The 17,048-nt window shown below is 64.1% G+C and carries 10 protein-coding genes; 9 read left to right on the top strand and 1 reads right to left on the bottom strand.

Annotated elements, in window-relative coordinates:
- Nucleotides 1-103: 103 nt before the first annotated feature.
- A complete protein-coding gene (locus HPY44_19250) occupies nucleotides 104-1,516 on the top strand; it encodes a hypothetical protein (GenBank protein ID NSW58149.1) in 1,413 nt (470 codons plus the stop codon).
- A 20-nt stretch (nucleotides 1,517-1,536) separates the two neighbouring features.
- On the opposite strand, the gene HPY44_19245 is transcribed toward HPY44_19250, so the two are convergent.
- Nucleotides 1,537-5,541 carry a hypothetical protein gene (locus HPY44_19245; GenBank protein NSW58148.1) on the bottom strand — a complete coding sequence of 1,335 codons (4,005 nt, stop codon included), beginning with the start codon at nucleotides 5,539-5,541 and terminating at the stop codon, nucleotides 1,537-1,539.
- 142 nt (nucleotides 5,542-5,683) lie between these two features.
- On the opposite strand from HPY44_19245, the gene HPY44_19240 reads away from it, so the two are divergent.
- The 8 genes from HPY44_19240 (at nucleotide 5,684) to HPY44_19205 (ending at nucleotide 16,974) form a co-directional block, all read left to right on the top strand.
- Complete coding sequence (locus tag HPY44_19240) at nucleotides 5,684-7,000, top strand: sulfatase-like hydrolase/transferase (GenBank protein ID NSW58147.1); 1,317 nt, start codon at nucleotides 5,684-5,686, stop codon at nucleotides 6,998-7,000.
- A 90-nt stretch (nucleotides 7,001-7,090) separates the two neighbouring features.
- Entirely contained in the window at nucleotides 7,091-8,116 is a 1,026-nt protein-coding gene (locus tag HPY44_19235) for a C-terminal binding protein (GenBank protein ID NSW58146.1), read from the top strand.
- A 223-nt stretch (nucleotides 8,117-8,339) separates the two neighbouring features.
- Nucleotides 8,340-9,656, top strand: coding sequence for an aspartate aminotransferase family protein (locus tag HPY44_19230; GenBank protein ID NSW58145.1), 1,317 nt, complete (start codon nucleotides 8,340-8,342; stop codon nucleotides 9,654-9,656).
- A gap of 317 nt (nucleotides 9,657-9,973) precedes the next feature.
- Entirely contained in the window at nucleotides 9,974-11,773 is a 1,800-nt protein-coding gene (lepA, locus tag HPY44_19225; GenBank protein ID NSW58144.1) for an elongation factor 4, read from the top strand.
- A gap of 24 nt (nucleotides 11,774-11,797) precedes the next feature.
- Nucleotides 11,798-12,646, top strand: coding sequence for a family 43 glycosylhydrolase (locus tag HPY44_19220; GenBank protein ID NSW58143.1), 849 nt, complete (start codon nucleotides 11,798-11,800; stop codon nucleotides 12,644-12,646).
- A 198-nt stretch (nucleotides 12,647-12,844) separates the two neighbouring features.
- Nucleotides 12,845-13,852: a hypothetical protein gene (locus HPY44_19215; protein ID NSW58142.1), complete on the top strand. Its 1,008-nt coding sequence runs from the start codon at nucleotides 12,845-12,847 to the stop codon at nucleotides 13,850-13,852.
- A gap of 51 nt (nucleotides 13,853-13,903) precedes the next feature.
- The gene (locus HPY44_19210) at nucleotides 13,904-16,288 is read left to right on the top strand and encodes an FAD-dependent oxidoreductase (GenBank protein NSW58141.1); all 2,385 of its coding nucleotides are present in this window, start codon (nucleotides 13,904-13,906) and stop codon (nucleotides 16,286-16,288) included.
- Nucleotides 16,285-16,974, top strand: a complete 690-nt coding sequence (locus HPY44_19205; GenBank protein ID NSW58140.1) for a DNA alkylation repair protein — start codon at nucleotides 16,285-16,287, stop codon at nucleotides 16,972-16,974. Before HPY44_19210 ends, HPY44_19205 begins: the two co-directional genes overlap by 4 nt.
- The last annotated feature ends 74 nt before the right edge of the window (nucleotides 16,975-17,048 follow it).

Raw genomic sequence — 17,048 nt, 5'->3', positions numbered from 1 at the left:
ACGTCCCACAAAGCCGTATGGTCCTGTTGACGGCCCAAGAAGCCGCCGCCTATAATCCCTGCCTGTGGGAGCGGCGAATGCTCACACGCCCCAACACCCGAACATGATCCCACTTCTGCTAATCACGATCATCAGCCTGCTGATCCCGGGCAGCGTCACGGCCCAGGCACTCGGACCGTGCGAACCGGTGACCGGGTGCTACATCGGTGCTTACATCGAGATGGATCCCGTGGCGCGGGATGACATCGCGACTTTCGAGCGCGTCACCGGCAAGAAGCACGCCACTTACTTCCGATATGTGGGCTATGGCCAGCCCTTCCCCTTCGAGTGGGCGAACAGGCTCAAGCGCGCCGGGGCCACCCCGCACATCGCCTGGGAGCCCAATGAAGGCCTGGACAAGGTGCAAGACGACGAATACCTGCGCGGCTGGGTGCAGGCCTGCGCGAACTTCGGCGAGCCCGTGTTCATCCGGTTCGCATCTGAGATGAACGGGGACTGGGAAGCCTGGTCAGGCGACCCCGACCTGTACGTGAAGAAGTGGCGCATGGTATACGAGGCCTTCTACCGGGGCGCGCCGAATGCGATCCTGATCTGGTGCCCCTTCGCTACCCCGAAAAGCACCATCCCCCTCTATTATCCCGGCGACGAATACGTGGACTGGGTGGGCGTCAATGTTTACAGCGTGGTTTATCACTCGGGGGATGTGACCAAGCGCGCGGTGGACAACGCGGTCCAGCATCTCGAGTTCATCTACAACCTGTACGCCGACCGCAAGCCCATCGCCATTGGCGAGTATGCAGCTACCCATTACTGCCAGGCGGCGGCCAGCGCTACCGTGGATTTCGCGATCCGCGAAATGCGCCGCATGTACGAGAGCATTCAGACCCGGTTCCCCCGGGTGCGAATGATCAACTGGTTCTCGGTGGACGCAGTGCGCGAGGAACTTGCACACAACGACTACTCCCTGACAACGGATGAACAGGTACTCGCGGCATACCGCGCGCTGGTGTCGTCCCCGCATTTCCTGAGCAAGGTGGACGGGGGCATCGCGCCCGGCCCATCAGTGGTGCTGCCCGGAACCGCCGAGGCGCCGGTGGCATTTGCGCCCTCGCAACCTTTCCCGCCGCTGATTGGTCCCTCGGAACCTCTCCCCGGAGGCCCACCGACGCCGGGAGCCTCAATGCCCGCGAAGCCCACATCCGTGCCGCTGGCATTTTCGGGCGGCGCGAACCCGCCCAGAAACGGAGCGGCGATTGTGGTCAAAGGCGGCGAGCCGGGGGCGCTCAGAGGACGAGTGACGGTTGAAGCGATTCTCGACCCGAATCTCCAGCCGGACCGGGTGACCTTCGAGATGGACGGCCGCTTCCGGGCGACATCGACGACTCCCGCCTGGTTCTTCCCGCTCAACGCTGACGCGCTGTCACCCGGCGAGCACGTGATCCGGGTAACCGTGCGCGACATGTCGGGCGGGGTCATCGCACAGACCGAAGCGGCAGTGATCGTGCCGGAAAAGTGAGCCGGGCGACCACGCCTGCGCTATCCCCCCGGCTTGATCGTCACTGTGAGGCGCTCGCCGAAGAACACCCTCCCCGCTGATAGCATCTCGAAAGACACCATCCGATCCCCTGTCACCTGCCGGATCAACTGGAAGGGCGCCACCCCCGCATCCGCCAGATAGGGCGTGTCCGAGACAATCGGCGCCGCGAAAGGCATGCCGTACTCCTCCCGGCCGGCAAGGTACACTCCACCCACATCGGGAGCATTCGCGGGCGATAGCCACTTCGCTTCGCCGAGATTGCCCACACTGGCTCGGCACATCACACTCGCGCCGCGCGGGGCTTCGAGGGCCTGGCCGTCTCGCACCCGCTGCCAGTCTCCGTCCCCGATCTTCAGTTCGATCGCGTTGAACTCAGCGTTCAGGTGGATCGGCGGATTGTGCCCATTGCACGGAACATTGCCCACCGCGACCAATGGACAGTCAGCGGATGTGGTCCCGTTTCCTGCGGTGGTCAGCCCCGGAACTTGCCCCGCCTTCACCGCGGTCAGATAGGCACTGGATAGCAGTGGCCAGGAATCCGGATAAGTGCCGTCCAGGTCCATCTCGAGGATGCGATTTGCAGCCGGGTGCTGCACGGTGTCGAACAGCGGCAGGTACTTGCGCACCACCTTGGCTGCCGGGCGCTCAGAGCCGTCTGGTTCGAGGATGCCGAAGTCGCTGTTTTCCCCGAGACGGAAGCCCCCGGGGAGCCACCACGGAGCGGCCCCCCGCGCGCCGGACTCAATGAACATGGAGTAGAAGGCCTCGTACTCCTGCTCCTGCAGCCGGAGCTTCTCCGGGTCGATGAACAGGTCGTCCGGCTGCCACTCCCGGTGGAAACCGTTGACCGTGAAGCCGAACTCCATCCAGACGACGGGCTTCTCCCGGGACACGTACCGGTAATAGAGCGTAACAAGACCGCCCTTGCGAATGTCGTCGGGTGGCGTGGGCTTGGCCCAGCCGCCGGTCTGCAGGTTGTAGCCCTCGGGATTCAGGAAATCCATGTGTTTTGATGCGCCGGCGCTGTGGATGTGTGCGAACCGCTCAGCGTGGGGAATCCCACAGGCTCCCCCGCGGAAGGAAATCAGGTGTTTTGGATCCCATTCCCGCAGGGGCCGCACGATGTCCCGGTACCGCGCGCTGATCAGATCGCTGAAGGCTCGGCGGAATGCGGCGACGTAGACGTCCCAATCTCCATGAGCGCGGCACTGTTCGACGGTGGGCACGGGTACCTTCTCGGCTCTATCATCACGCGGGTCGAATCCCCAGTCGGCGACGGCGGCGGCGATGCTCCCGTAACGCTGCACGATCCAGCGGTTCCAGTCCTCCAGGATGAAATCGAGCTTGCCCTGCCAGGGGCTCTCGATCGGCTCCCAGGCGAGCTCCCAGCACATGATCGCCGGGTGATCCTTGATGCCCGCCTTCTCAATGTAATCCATAAGCGCCTTGACGTTCTCGCCCTGATACGGGCGGCCGTGAGGGACGATGAAAAAGAGCTTCATCCCGTGGCGGTCGCAGCGCTCCAGGAAATCAAGCTGGTCGCGGTAAGCCAGAGGCGACTCCGGGTCGGGCGGGATCAGCGCGTGAATGGCGCTGATGGCATTCATGCCCGCCTCCTGCATCCAGTCCAGTTCGCGCTCGATGATCTCCGGGTCATAGCATTCACGGGCGATCAGGTTCAGGTGAGGATACCCGGCCATGAAACCGGGGCGGTAGTTGATGCCCTTGAAGTACCAGGGCTTATCGCCCAGCATGAACCGACTGCCCTCCACCCGCACGAACTCTTCCGGCCTGGCGGGTTCGGAGCGCAGGGCTTCGATGCGATGGCTGATGCGGTCCACTTCGCGGTCGCCGTCCAGCAGGCGGACCGTGACCTCATACCCCGCCCGGTCGAGGGTATCCGGCTTCCAGGAGCGCTGTAGCTTGCGCGCGGTTCCGGCATCGACTGCCAGCGTCTCTCGGGCTTCGAAGACCCGGGCTCCCGAGGCATCCACGACCGCAATAGCGACATCCAGGTCCGCAGGATCGCGGCCGACATTGAGGGCCTGTGCCCCGAGCTCAACAGTCTCGCCCGGCAGGTATGAGAAGAGCTCCGCGCCACCCTCCAGCAGGAAGTGACCGTCGGCCATGCGCACAGCGAGGTCAGTGACTGGCTTGAGAATCCGTGGGTCCAGAGCCTGCGCGGGGTCAGCGACGGCCACGTTCGCCCACACCGCGTTCGGGCAGGTTCCGTCTCCGACCATACACGACAGCGGCGCGCCCAGCTTCCTGCCCGATGCATCGTAAGCCTCCAGGACCGGCACCCAGCGCCAGGATCGTCCACGGTTCAGGCCCCGGCCGCTCTCCCGCCAGACCGGAGAGAAACACGCCCCCGTCCAAGCAGTGCGCGCGGCGCCGGCATCGCCCGCTGGAGCCAGAAACGCTGCGTCTTTCACCGGGTACAGCATATAAGAGGGGCACAGCGCCTGGACGTCGGAAAGGCTGAAATCGGGGGCAGGGAGGCCCGGGTCCTGCGCGGTGGACAGGTTCCTGATCCAGAAGGCGTTATGCCCGGGCTCTACCTTGCTGTTGTGGCTGCTGGCGATGCCCAGACTGATGCGCAGGACGTGACCCGGCCGCACCTTATCGCCCGCGAAACCCCTCCCGCGGGCGGCCGAATCCTCCCAGTACGGGAAATCCGCCGGGCGCAGGACGTAGGTCCGCCAGTCCCCCGTGATGTCCACCGAAGTGATCCAGCGCGACTTGTCGTCCTCCACCAGCTCCACCACCATCTGCCCCGCCGCACCCTCACTCTTCGCGTCGAAGACCAGCAGTTCGCGGTCCTCTGCGAAAGCGTCGCCAACTTCGGTGTAGAACGTGTCCCAGCCCTGCAGGTCGGTCTGGAACTTCCACGCACCCTCCCCCGAGGACGGGTCCGGCGCGAAAGATGCTTCCCGCGCCGGATTCATTGCCGAGCGGCTCCAGTCCCCCGGTTCTGTCCGCATGGGGATGCGTTGGAGCCGTGCGGCGAACGCCTGGGTCCAGTCCCGCTGTCCGCGCCAGCCCTCGGGCGTGAGGAACGTCAGTTCTCTGAACGCCGGCGCTCCCACGGCCAGGACTTTGCCCGATGTGTGCAGCGCCGTCATCACCGCTGTTTTCGCACCCACGGGCACTCTCCGGGCATCCGCGAGCACCAGAAGGTCCAGGCCCTTCGCGGGGAGGGTGTGGGTCTCGATGGTGGGCCAGTCCACCAGGGTCACCGTGAACCCCGCACGTTCCAGGGCGGCAGCGAGAGGCCCGGAAACGGTGCCCGCGCTGTCCTCGACCACTGCGGCGGTGCGCTCACCCGCCTTGATCGCCAGCGCATCGGGCTGGGCGGTCAGGTCTGCCTGCGCGCGCAGATACGCGTAACTGCCCCGCTTTCCGTGGGCGATCAAACAGGGCCTGCCCGACTTCACGGCAATCCCCCGGGCGAAGGAGTACCTGCGCTGCCAGAGTTGCCCGCTCTCAACGTCGGTGATGGTCCCCTCAATGCCTTCGGAATCCAGCGCCAGTCTGAGCAAGTATCGACGCCCGTACTGCCAGGTCGCGAGTTCGCCGGTGGTTGTGGATTCCAGACGGGCGCGGATCGACCCGACGCCCAATTGGGCCTGGTGCTCTCCATTCAGTTTCTCAACCAGTTCCGGGTAGCGCCGGCCGTCTGGGCCTTCCACCAGCAAAAGCTGCCAGTGATTGACCGGGTCTTTCAGCAGACCGATCCCGGCATAGGACCACCCGCCGGCGGTGCGTTCGGCGAGATTGAGCTCACTTTCCACCACACAGTCGCTGACCGCAGGCGTGAGGGCCACAAGGCGGGCCTCGGCATCGCCCAGCCGGAAAAGGGCGACGCCGTCACCCAGGGTCCAGCAGCGCGGCCCGTGGACTTCATAGCGCAGCGGGGCGTCGAAATCGTCCTGCCAGATGGGCGAGAGCGCGGCGATGGCTGCAGTAGTGACGGACAGAAGCAAGAGGGCGAGGGTCTTCATGCTGAAAGGCTCCGATCCAAGAGTGGCGGAATGCGGCGCACGTGGTTGAATTCACCATCGGGGCCTGTTATCCTACCGTGGTGCGATGAAACCGGGTTGACAAGCGACTCTGCCCGCGCGAACCGCTGGAGGTGCACGGCCTGTGAGCGACACCCCAAACGTGCTCGTATTCTTCACCGATCAGCAGCGCTGGGACACATGCGGCTGCTATGGCGGACCCATGAACCTCACGCCGAATCTGGATGCCCTGGCGGCGCGTGGCGTGCGATTCGAGCACTCCTTCACCTGCCAGCCCGTCTGCGCGCCCGCTCGCGGCAGCCTGCAGACCGGGAAACATGGCACCGCACATTCTGTCTGGCGCAATGGCCTGGCACTGCCTGCGTCCGAGCGTACCCTCGCCCACTGTTTCGGAGATGCCGGATATGACCTGGGGTACCTGGGCAAGTGGCATCTCTCCTGCGATGTGGACAAGCCGGTGCCCGTGGAGCGTCGCGGAGGATACACCGGTTACTGGGAAGGGGCCGATGTTCTGGAGTTCACCTCCCATCCCGAGGACGCCCGGTGGTTCGACGAAAACAATCAGGAAGTGCATTACGAGGGCTATCGGGTCGATGCCCAGACCGACCGTGCGGTGGAGTTCATCCGCAATCCCAGGCGGCACCGGCCCTTCTTCTTCTTCATCTCGTACCTCGAACCCCACCACCAGAACGACATGGACGAGTTCGTGGGGCCCGAACGATACGCGAAGTCTTACCTCAACCCCTGGGTCCCGCCGGACCTGCAGAACCGCCCCGGCGACTGGTACAAGAGCCTGCCGGGTTACTATGCCTGCGTGAAGGCCCTGGACGACGCCCTCGGACGCATCGTGCAGGCCCTCGAAGAGACAGGACAACTGGACAATACCGTGCTCCTCTTCACCAGCGACCACGGCTGCCATTTCCGCACCCGTAACGCCGAGTACAAGCGCAGTTGCCACGAGGGCTGTGTGCGGACGCCTTGCGTACTGGCGGGCCCGGGCATCGAGAGAGGCCGCGTGGCCCCTGAGCTGGTGAGTCTGGTGGACATGCCGCCCACACTGCTGTCCGCGGCAGGACTGCCGATACCCGAAACCATGCAGGGCCGCGACGCCATGCCTCTCACCCGGGGAGACAACGCGAACTGGGCCAACGAGGTGTTCATCCAGATCAGCGAGTCCGAAGTAGGCCGGGCGATCCGCACCGAACGCTGGAAGTACAGCGTCTTCGCGCCGGACAAGAGCGGCTGGCAGGTGCCGGACAGCGACCGGTACGTGGAGCGCTACCTGTATGACCTGCACGCCGATCCCCACGAACAGATCAATCTCGTGGGGCGCAAGGACTACGACGCGGTCCGCCAGGACCTGAAGCGACGGCTCATTGCCCAGATGGTGGCCGCGGGCGAAGCCGAGCCGGTGATCGAGGACGCGAAGTATTACGCCTGATGTGCTTGCCCGCAGGCGCCCGCGAGGCTATCATGCCCTCCGCGGATAATCGCGGCTGCCCGCGTGAGAAAAAACCCGAGGAGAGACAACGTGGCGAAGACCAAGGTCGTGGTTACCGATTACATCGAGGTAGACCTCAACTGGGAGGCCGACCTGTTCGCACAGATGCCCGACGTGGAATTCGAGACCTACCAACTCAAGCTGGCGCCGAAGTCCGAGCTGATTGAGAAGATCAGGGACGCGGACATCATCGTCGTGAACATGGCGAAGTTCGACGAAGAGGTCATCGCGGCTTGCGAGAAGTGCAAGTTGCTCATCCGCCATGGCATCGGCTATGACAACGTGGACGTGGCGGCCTGCACGAAGCACGGCATTCGCTTCGCGTACATGCCCGACTACTGCTGCACCGAAGTGGCCGAGCAGGCGGTTGCGCTCATCTTCGCCTGCGCCCGGAAGCTGTTCACCGGTCGGCGCATCCTGGAGGACTCCAGCGCGAAGCAGATGTGGGACTTCTCGCCTTTGGGCGACATCCACCGCCTTTTCGGCTCGACGCTGGGCATCATCGGCTGCGGGCGCATAGGCGGCCGGGTCTACCGCATTATGAAAGCGGTGGGCATGAAAATCATGGTCTGCGACCCGTACATCGACGAACGGCAGAAAGGCGCCCTGGGCATTGAGGAGACCTACGATCTCGAGACAGTGCTGAAAGAGGCGGACATCGTCACCCTGCACACGCCGCTGAACGACGAGACGCGTTACATGATCGACGAGCCTCAGCTTCAGATGATGAAGCCCACCGCGTATCTCATCAACACGTCCAGGGGCGGCGTGATCCGCACCGAGGCATTGGAGAAGGCCCTGGATGAGGGCTGGATCGCGGGAGCGGGCATCGACGTGTACGAAGTCGAGCCGCCTCCTGCGGATATGAAGCTGTTCAGCCAGCCGGGCGCGACCCTCGCACCGCATCTGGGCTGGTGTTCGGTGGAAGCCGGCTGGGATATCCGCTACAAGATCGTGAATGACATCAAGGCGTGTCTGGAAGGCCGCGAGCCCGCCAATACGGTGAACACGGAGATCGACGCGGTGCTGGGTGGAAAGGTGTATCGGGAGGTGTGATGGGCAGGCGGACGGCGAAGGGCAGCCGCGAGCAGGCGCTCTCCAGCAAGCGGTTGCGCCTGCAACGCCGATGCCTGTCGTCGTTGGCGCTGGTAACATCTCTGAGTGCTCTTCCAACCTTCAGATCTGCGCATCCATCCGGCCTCATTGTGGGCGCGGGCTTGCCCGCGACTACCCTTCGCCTCCAACGATTCAGAGCAGCATTCTGCAGGAGTTGACCCCCATGCCCAACTACAACCTCCCCGGACCCAGATCCGCCGAACTGCTCAAGATCGGCGAGCAGTATGAGTGCAAAGGCTACGCCGGGCATGCCCCGCTGGTTTGGGAAAGCGCCTCCGGCTGCATCGTCACAGACGTCGATGGGAACACCTACATCGACTGGACCAGCGGCGTTCTCGTGACCAATGTGGGCCATTGCCACCCCCACCACGTCCAGATGATCCAGGACGCCGTGGCGAAGCTCATGTGCCCCTATGCCTACCCCACACCCGAGCGCATCACCGTCTCGAAGCGCCTGGTGGAGTCAATGCCCGCCTGCGCGAAGAACCTGGATCGCTGCTTCATGCTCACCACCGGTTCCGAAGCCACTGAGGCGGCCATGCGCCTCGCGAGACGCTTCACCGGCAGGCATGAGATCCTCTCCTTCTGGGGCGGGTTCCACGGCCGCACTGGGACCGCGATGAGCGCCGCCGGGAGCATCGGCACCAAGAAGCAGTGGGGCCCGCTGATGCCAGGGCACATCTATGCGCCCTATGCCTACTGCTACCGCTGCCCCTTCGCTATGAAGCCCGAAAGCTGCGGGTTCCACTGCCTGAGCTTCCTGGACCATGCCATGCAGACCGCCTCCACCGGGGACCTCGCCGCGGTCATTGTGGAACCGTACCAAGGCGGCGCGGGCTTCATTTTCCCACCCGAGGGGTGGCTGACGAGAGTGCAGCAGTGGGCCGCGGACCAGGGTGCGCTGTTCATCGTGGACGAAGTCCAGGCGTCCTTCGGACGCACCGGCAAGTACCTGTGCATCGAACATGAGGGCCTTACACCGAACATGCTCTGCCTGGGCAAAGGAATCGGCAGCGGTATGCCCACCGCGGCGCTCATGGCTGAAGCGCGGCTGTTCGACATCCTCGAATCCGGCGAGATGAGCAGTACCAGCGGCGGCAACCCCATCGCCTGCGCCGCCTGCCACGCGGTTCTGGACATCATGGAGACCGAGAACCTGGCGGAGAACGCGGCAACGGTCGGCGCGTCCATGATCGAGCGCTTCGAGGACATCAAGGAACGCAGCAATATCCTGGGCGACGTGCGCGGCAAGGGCCTTGTCATCGGCCTGGAGTTCGTGAAGGACAGCCAGACGAAGGAGCCCGCGCCGGAGATCACCAACCAGGTGATCCGCAGGATGGCAGAGAAGGGCGTTGTCTGCGGCAAGGTGGGCATCCACGGCAATGTGCTGCGGGTCGCCCCGCCGCTTGTGATCACGAAGGAGCAGGCCGACGAGAGCATAGACGCCTTCGAGGAAGTGATTGGGGAACTGGAGGGGTAGGGCGAGGGGGTTATTCTTTCTGCGACAGCATCGCATCCAAACGGGCGACGAGAGCCGGCAGATCGTCGGTAATCGTCGCCCGCACTAGATGCGGCGAACGGCGGGAAGGACCTGAGGGACACTTCGCAGGCGCGCTGCCCCTGCACCCCGCTGGGGCAATTGGCCCCAGACCCCGCATTTGATGCAATGCCTGCCATTCTCGCGCCTTCCCCCACTGGCGTGAATCCGCAGATTCGGCTACAATCTCACCACCAATCATTCCCTGTGAAGTCCCCCTCCGTAACTGGCTGCAGGGCTGGAGACGATCAACGCACTCGATGACACCCAAGGAACGCATCCGTAACTTCTGCATCATCGCTCACATCGACCACGGCAAGAGCACTCTCGCCGACCGCATGCTGGAGCGCACCGGGGCTATCAGCCAGCGCGAAATGATGGACCAGGTTCTTGATTCCATGGACCTCGAGCGCGAGCGTGGCATTACCATCAAGGCCAGTGCGGTTCGTATGAGCTGGCAGGCCGCCGATGGCGAGACATACCTGCTCAACCTCATCGACACACCCGGCCACGTGGACTTTCAGTATGAGGTCTCCCGGGCACTGCGCGCGTGCGAGGGCGCAGTGCTCCTCGTGGATGTCAGCCAGGGCGTGGAGGCGCAGACGGTTTCAAACGCCTATCTCGCGCTGGAAGAGGGCCTCGAGATCATCCCGGTCGTGAACAAGATCGATCTGCCGCTGTTCGACCGCGATCATGCCTGCGAGGAGATCGAGCAGACCTTCGGCCTGGATGCCGATGAGATCGTCTTCACCTCCGGAAAGACGGGGGAAGGTGTCGAGGAACTCCTGCAGGCCATCGTGGACCGCGTGCCGCCACCATCGGGGAAGGATGACGACCCGCTGCGGGCACTGATCTTTGACTCTGAATTCGACCAGCACCGAGGCGTGGTCGCCTATATTCGGGTAGAGGACGGGCTCGTGAAGCCCGGCGACCGCATCCGCATGATGGCCGGGGGTAAGGAGTTCGACGTCACCGAGGTCGGGGTATTCAGCCCCGCCATGAGCCGCACGGAATCCCTGCCTGCCGGGCATGTTGGATATCTCATGGCCAACATCAAAGGAGTCAAGGATGCCCGGGTGGGCGATACCATCACCCACGCGAAAAACCCCGCGACCGAGCCTTTTCCGGGGTACCGCCCCGCGAAGCCTATGGTCTTCTGCGGGCTGTACCCGACGGACAATGCGGACTACCGGAACCTGCAGGATGCGCTGGACAAGCTCTCTTTGAACGACGCCTCGCTCAAGTATGAGCCGGAGACATCCGCGGCCCTGGGCTTCGGTTTCCGTTGTGGATTCCTGGGTCTCTTGCATATGGAGATCGTGCAGGAGCGTCTCGAACGCGAGTACGACCTGGACCTCGTGGCCACCGCGCCCAGCGTCGTGTACCGGATCATGAACAAGCGGGGAGAGGTCTTGGAGGTGGAGAACCCTGCGCAGATTCCGGACGCCGGCGAGATCGAGGTGTTTGAAGAACCTGTTGTGAACGCGACCATTATGTCCCCCCAGAAGTATGTCGGAGCCTGCATGCAGCTTTCCGAGGACCGGCGGGGTGTCTTCGACAGGATGGACTACCTGTACGGGGACCGTGTGGCCCTCCATTACCGACTACCCCTGGGCGAGATCATTGTGGACTATTACGACGCCCTAAAGTCCGCGACCCGGGGCTATGCAACGCTGGACTATGAGCTCGCGGGGTACCAGGAGTCCGACCTGGTGAAAGTGGAGATATCTATCAACGGCGACCCGGTGGACGCACTTGCGGTCATCACCCACCGTCAGTTCGCGGACAGGCGCGGCCGGAGCATCTGCAGCAAGCTCAAAGAGACCATCCCGCGGCAGCTCTTCGAGGTGCGAATCCAGGCCTCTATTGGCGGGCGGGTGATCTCCTCCACCCGGGTCCAGCCGCTACGCAAGGACGTCTTGGAAAAATGCTACGGCGGCGACATCACGCGCAAGCGCAAACTTCTTGAGAAGCAGAAAGAAGGCAAGAAGCGGATGAAGCAAGTGGGGCATGTGGAGGTTCCGCAGGAGGCCTTCATGGCGGTGCTGCAGCTGGACTGAGAGACATACGGGAGGGCTTCGCCGATGCTCGCCAGCGAAATTCACATGCGCGACCCGTGGATCATGCCCCACGAGGGCACCTATTACCTCACCGGCTCCACGGGTGACTTCTGGGGCAAGGAGACCGGCGGGTTCCGCTGCTACAGCTCGCAGGACCTCATCGACTGGACCGACCACGGGTTCATCCTGCAGCGCCAGGAGAACCCTGCCTGGGCCGCGTACCAGTTCTGGGCCCCCGAGATGGTACACCGCAAGGGGCGATTCTGGCTCTTCTACTCCGGCAACTCCGACACCACCTGCCGTGGCACCGGCGTGGCGGTGAGTGACTCACCACTGGGCCCGTTCGTGAATCTCTCCGACCGGCCCCTGACCCCGCCGGAATGGGAGTGCCTCGACGGCCATCTGTTCACTGATGCCGACGGAACCGAGTGGTTCATCTACGTCCACGAGTGGGTGCAGTGCGAGATCGGCGAGATGTGGGCCCAGCGTATCGCCCCGGATTACTCGGAACTCACTGGCACGCCCCACTTCCTGTTCCGGGGCAAGTCCGCCACCTGGTGCAATCACGTGATCGACGGCCCGATGATGATTCTTCGCGACGGGGTGTACAACCTGTTCTGGTCCAGCTTCAATGCCAGAGACGGCTACTGCACCGGGTTCGCCACTGCGCCGACCATCACCGGACCCTACCAGCAGTCGGCGGAGCCGGTCATCGCCCAGGACGGTGGCCACAACTGCGTATTTCGGGGATTCGACGGCAAGCTGTATACCAGCTTCCACAGGCCGAACTCCACGCCCAATGAGCGGGTCTGGATCGTGGAGATCGAGCACGCGGACGGTGGCTGGAAGCTGGGAAGCCCCGTGGGCAGATGACCGCCAGACACGTCGCCCCGCGCTGCAGCACGCGGTTGAAGGCCTCCAGCCAAGAGTGCTGCGGACCGTGAAGGCGGCCCGCAACCCGCCGTCCCTCTCATCACCGAGTACAGTCGCCCTGAACTTCATCTTCTTTGATCCGTCCATGTATGCGTGAGATCCTCCGGAACTGCCTTTGATTTTGAGGGGTATTCACCCATGCACCGCTGGATGCCTGGCCTCATCGCCCTCACATTCTGCCTCGGCTGCGCCTGCGCGGAACCCACTCCCTGCGCTTCGAAGCCAGGGCCGTACATCGTCAGCGTCATGGAGCAAGACTGGACCGACACCGCGCGCGACCGCGTCATGCCGGTGCGCCTGTATGTCCCCGAAGGCGCGCCCGGCCCGCTTCCGCTGATCGTCTTCTCCCACGGTCTCGGGGGAACTCGCAGCGGCTACGAGTACCTGGGCCGACACTGGGCGAGCTGGGGTTACCTGTGCGTCCACATTCAGCATCCGGGCAGTGACGACGCCGCGTGGCGTGGACAGGCAGACCCGATGGCGAGCATGAAAGCCGCTGCGAATGGGCAGAACACCATACAACGCGGCTTCGACATCAAGTTCGCGCTGGACCAGCTCGAGGCACTACAGGCCGCTGACCCCGTGCTTCACGGGAGGCTTGATCTGGAACGCATCGGCTTCGCCGGGCATTCCTTCGGTGCGCACACCACCCTCATGGCCATCGGTCAGGTATTCCCACTGCCTGGCAACCGAGAGTTCAGCTTCGGCGATGCGCGAGTGAAGGCCGCCATTGCCATGAGCCCCGCTCCCATGGGGAAGAGCGATCCGGCCAAAGCGTACGGCGCAATCGCCACCCCCTGTTTTCACATGACCGGCACCGCAGACTCGTCCATCGTCACCGACACCCAGCCCGAAGCCCGTCGCGTGCCGTATGACAACATCACCCGGGCCGATCAGTACCTTCTGATCCTGCAGGATGGCGACCACATGGTCTTCTCCGGTGCCCGCAGGCGCGGCGATGGGACAAAGGATACCGTGCACCACGACATCATTCTGCAGAGCTCGGTGGCTTTCTGGGACGCCTATCTCAAGGGCGACCAGCGGGCGCTTGACTGGCTGACCGGCGAAGGGTTTGCCGGCGTTCTCGGTGATGAGGGCACCTTCGAGATGAAGCACCCGACGGCTCCGCCGGAAGGCAATCCGTGACCCCGCGGCGAAACCTCCTCCCGCGCATCTGCGCCATCTGAGGAGGTCGCCGTGAAGCACTCCCTCGCACTGCTGGCCCTGCTTTGTCTCTGCATCTCACACGCGCAGGAGGTCACCCTCCTGTCTCCCCTGGACACCCGGGCGGACGCTGACCAGTTCGCCTCCCGGGTACGCCTTGCCCTGGTGGAGCCGGTCCGCGAGCCCCGCACTGAAGGCGACGGGGCCATGCGCGTCCGGTTTATGCTCCACCCTTCCGCGGACGGCGTGGGCATGGTGGAGGCCCGCGATGCCCGCAATGGCTTGCGCTACCGGAACTGGACCCCTTACCAGACCCTCGCCGTGGACCTGCTCAACCCCGGCGCTGACGCGGTGGAGATCAATCTCGTGGTGGGCAACCGGGATACGGAGTACCTCCGACCAGCCACACTGGAGCCGGGAAAGTGGACCACGGTTGAGGTTGCCCTGGCCAATGCAGCGGCTGCGGGGGTGGACCTGTCTGACGTGCGGCGCATGGGCCTGCAAATCCCGGTACTCACGCGCCCCCGGCCGGCGGAGGTGATCGTGGACAACCCGAGACTGATCGGCACCGATTCAGAGGCCATCAGAACGGCCCGGGAGGCAGGAGACGAGCGCAACCGCACTGCCCCGGAACGCCCGCGGGTGCGCACGGAGGCAGCGCTGCAGGTCGTGCGGCCTGAGCCCACGGGTGAAACCATCCGGCGCTGTGTGGACGCGCCCGTGATTGCCACGCCTGAAGTCCTGGTGGTGGGCGGCGGGTTGGCCGGCGTCGCGGCGGCGGTGACGGCTGCGAGAATGGGCGCCGATGTCCTCCTGGTGGAACGATCCGGCTCTCTCGGCGGCATGGCCACTCTCGGGCTGGTTCCACCCGCAATGAACCTGGGGCTGACCCAAGGCATCACGAAAGAGTTCGTGGACCGGCTGAAGGCAACCGGTGGCCCGGATCAAACCTGGAACCCCGAGGTCATCAAGTATGTGCTCCTGGACATGATGCGACAATCCGGCGCGAAACTCATGCTTTACAGCCTCGCCGTGGGCGCGATCGTGGAAAATGGGGCTTGCCGTGGCATCATCGTGGAGAACAAGTCCGGGCCCCAGGCGATCCGTGCGAAGATGGTGATCGATTGCACTGGCGACGGGGATGTCGCGGCATGGTCGGGCGCCCATTTCGAGATTGGCCGCGGCCGCGATGACGAGACCCAGACCCAGACCCTGGTCTTCCTGCTGGCCAATGTGGACACCGCGCGTCTGATGCCGGTGGTAAAGGACATCCCCGAGATGATCCGCAAGGCCCGAAGCGAAGGCAACTATAAGGCCACTTTCGCCGGGGGAGCCGCGATCCAGCCCATAGTCATAGGCGCCCACGGTGCGGTGAATGTGAACATGATCAACGTGCCGGAAGTGGACGGGCTCAAGGTGGAAGACCTCACCTATTCCCACGTGGAGGCCCTGCGGGAGGCGCTGGACCTCGTGCCCTTCTTCCGCGAATACGTGCCCGGGTGTGAAGAGTGCTATCTCGCCAGCACCGCCGAGTTCATCGGTGTGAGAGAGAGCCGACGAATCATCGGCGAGTACACACTCACGGGTGAGGAGGCTTTGTCCGGCGCGGTTTTTCCGGACGCCATCGCGCGAGGCTTCTACCCCATTGACATTCACTCCCCCGACGGAACGGGCGACGCTTCGGGCGCGCGCCCGGGCAGGCCCTATGACATCCCTTACGGATGCCTGGTGCCGTTGCAGGTGGAGAACCTGCTTGTCGCCGGGCGTCCAGTCAGCGTGGATCACGTCGCCCACGGATCGGTCCGAGTCATGGGCACCACCATGTCCCTTGGGGAAGCCGCCGGGTGTGCTGCGGCCCTGTGCCTCCTGGAGGGAGTGCCCCCACGCCGGCTTGCCGGGGAACGGGTGCGGGCCATGCTGGAACAACTGGGCGGCCTTCCAGACTATGGCACCTTTGTGCCGCCGAACCTGGCCTCTGCGGAGAGTGGAACCATCGCATCCGCGGATTCGAACTTCGGCAAGGGTGGCTATGCTCCACACGGGGCCATCGACGGCCTCATCACCCGCGACCAGCTGAGCCGTTGGCTGTCAGGTGATGGACCGGAACAGCACTGGCTTCAACTGGACTTCCCCGAACCGCGCACGATATCCAAAGTGGGCCTGTACTTCTACAGCCACGAAGGTTCCGGCGACCAGCTCCAGTATGTCCCCCAGGGCTTCGAAATCCAGGTTCCTGAAGGCGATGGCTGGCGGACGGTGGCGACAAGTCCGGGGGTCCTCCAGGTCAATCCTCGCCTGGAGTTCGAGCCGGTGACCACAAAGACGATGCGGGTCCTCTTTACCCGACCCAACATGACCGACAACATCGTGCGCCTGCGGGAAATCGTAGTGCTCGGCCCAGGGGGTGACACGCCATGACCTGTGCGGAACGGCTGGAAGCGGCCCTCGGCGAACTGCGGGCAAATGCGAACCCGAAGGACCTGGAGGGCATGGCGCGGTTCGGCATCAGGACTGACCGGGCGCTGGGCGTGAGGGTCCCGGTCCAGCGCAAGATCGCCCGGGCATACCGCAACGACCACGAACTGGCGCTCGCCCTGTGGGACACGGAGATCCACGAAGCGCGCATGATGGCCTCGATGGTGGATGACCCCGCCCAGGTAACCCCTGCGCAAATGGATCGCTGGGCTGAGGACTTCGATTCCTGGGATATCTGCGACCAGTGCTGCGGTAACCTGTTCGACCGCACCCCGCATGCGTATGGCAAAGTGGTGGAGTGGTCGGGCAGGCCGGAGGAGTTCGTGAAGCGCTCCGCTTTCGCACTCATCGCGGGACTGACGGTGCATGACAAGACGGCCGGGGATGAGGTCTTTGTCGGCTGGTTGGACATCATGGAGCGCGAGGCCTGGGATGAGCGGAACTTCGTGTGGAAGGCAGTCAACTGGGCCCTGCGCAACACGGGCAAGCGCAATGCGGCGCTCAACGCGGCCGCTATTGAGTGCGCCCGGCGCATCCTGGACCAAGGCACGCGCAGTGCCCGCTGGATCGCGCGGGACGCCATTCGCGAGCTTGAGTCGGAGGCAGTCCGCCGCCGGTTGGGGCTGTAGTGAGAGCCGATCTGTGCAAATCAACCACTCAGTGGTGGAAGATCCACCATTGAGTGGTGGATTCGCACGCCATC

Source organism: Armatimonadota bacterium, assembly GCA_013314775.1.
In the GTDB taxonomy this organism is placed as follows: Bacteria; Armatimonadota; Zipacnadia; order Zipacnadales; family JABUFB01; genus JABUFB01.
Note: the sequence above shows the minus strand (reverse complement) of the source record. Positions and strands in the feature narration are given on the sequence as shown.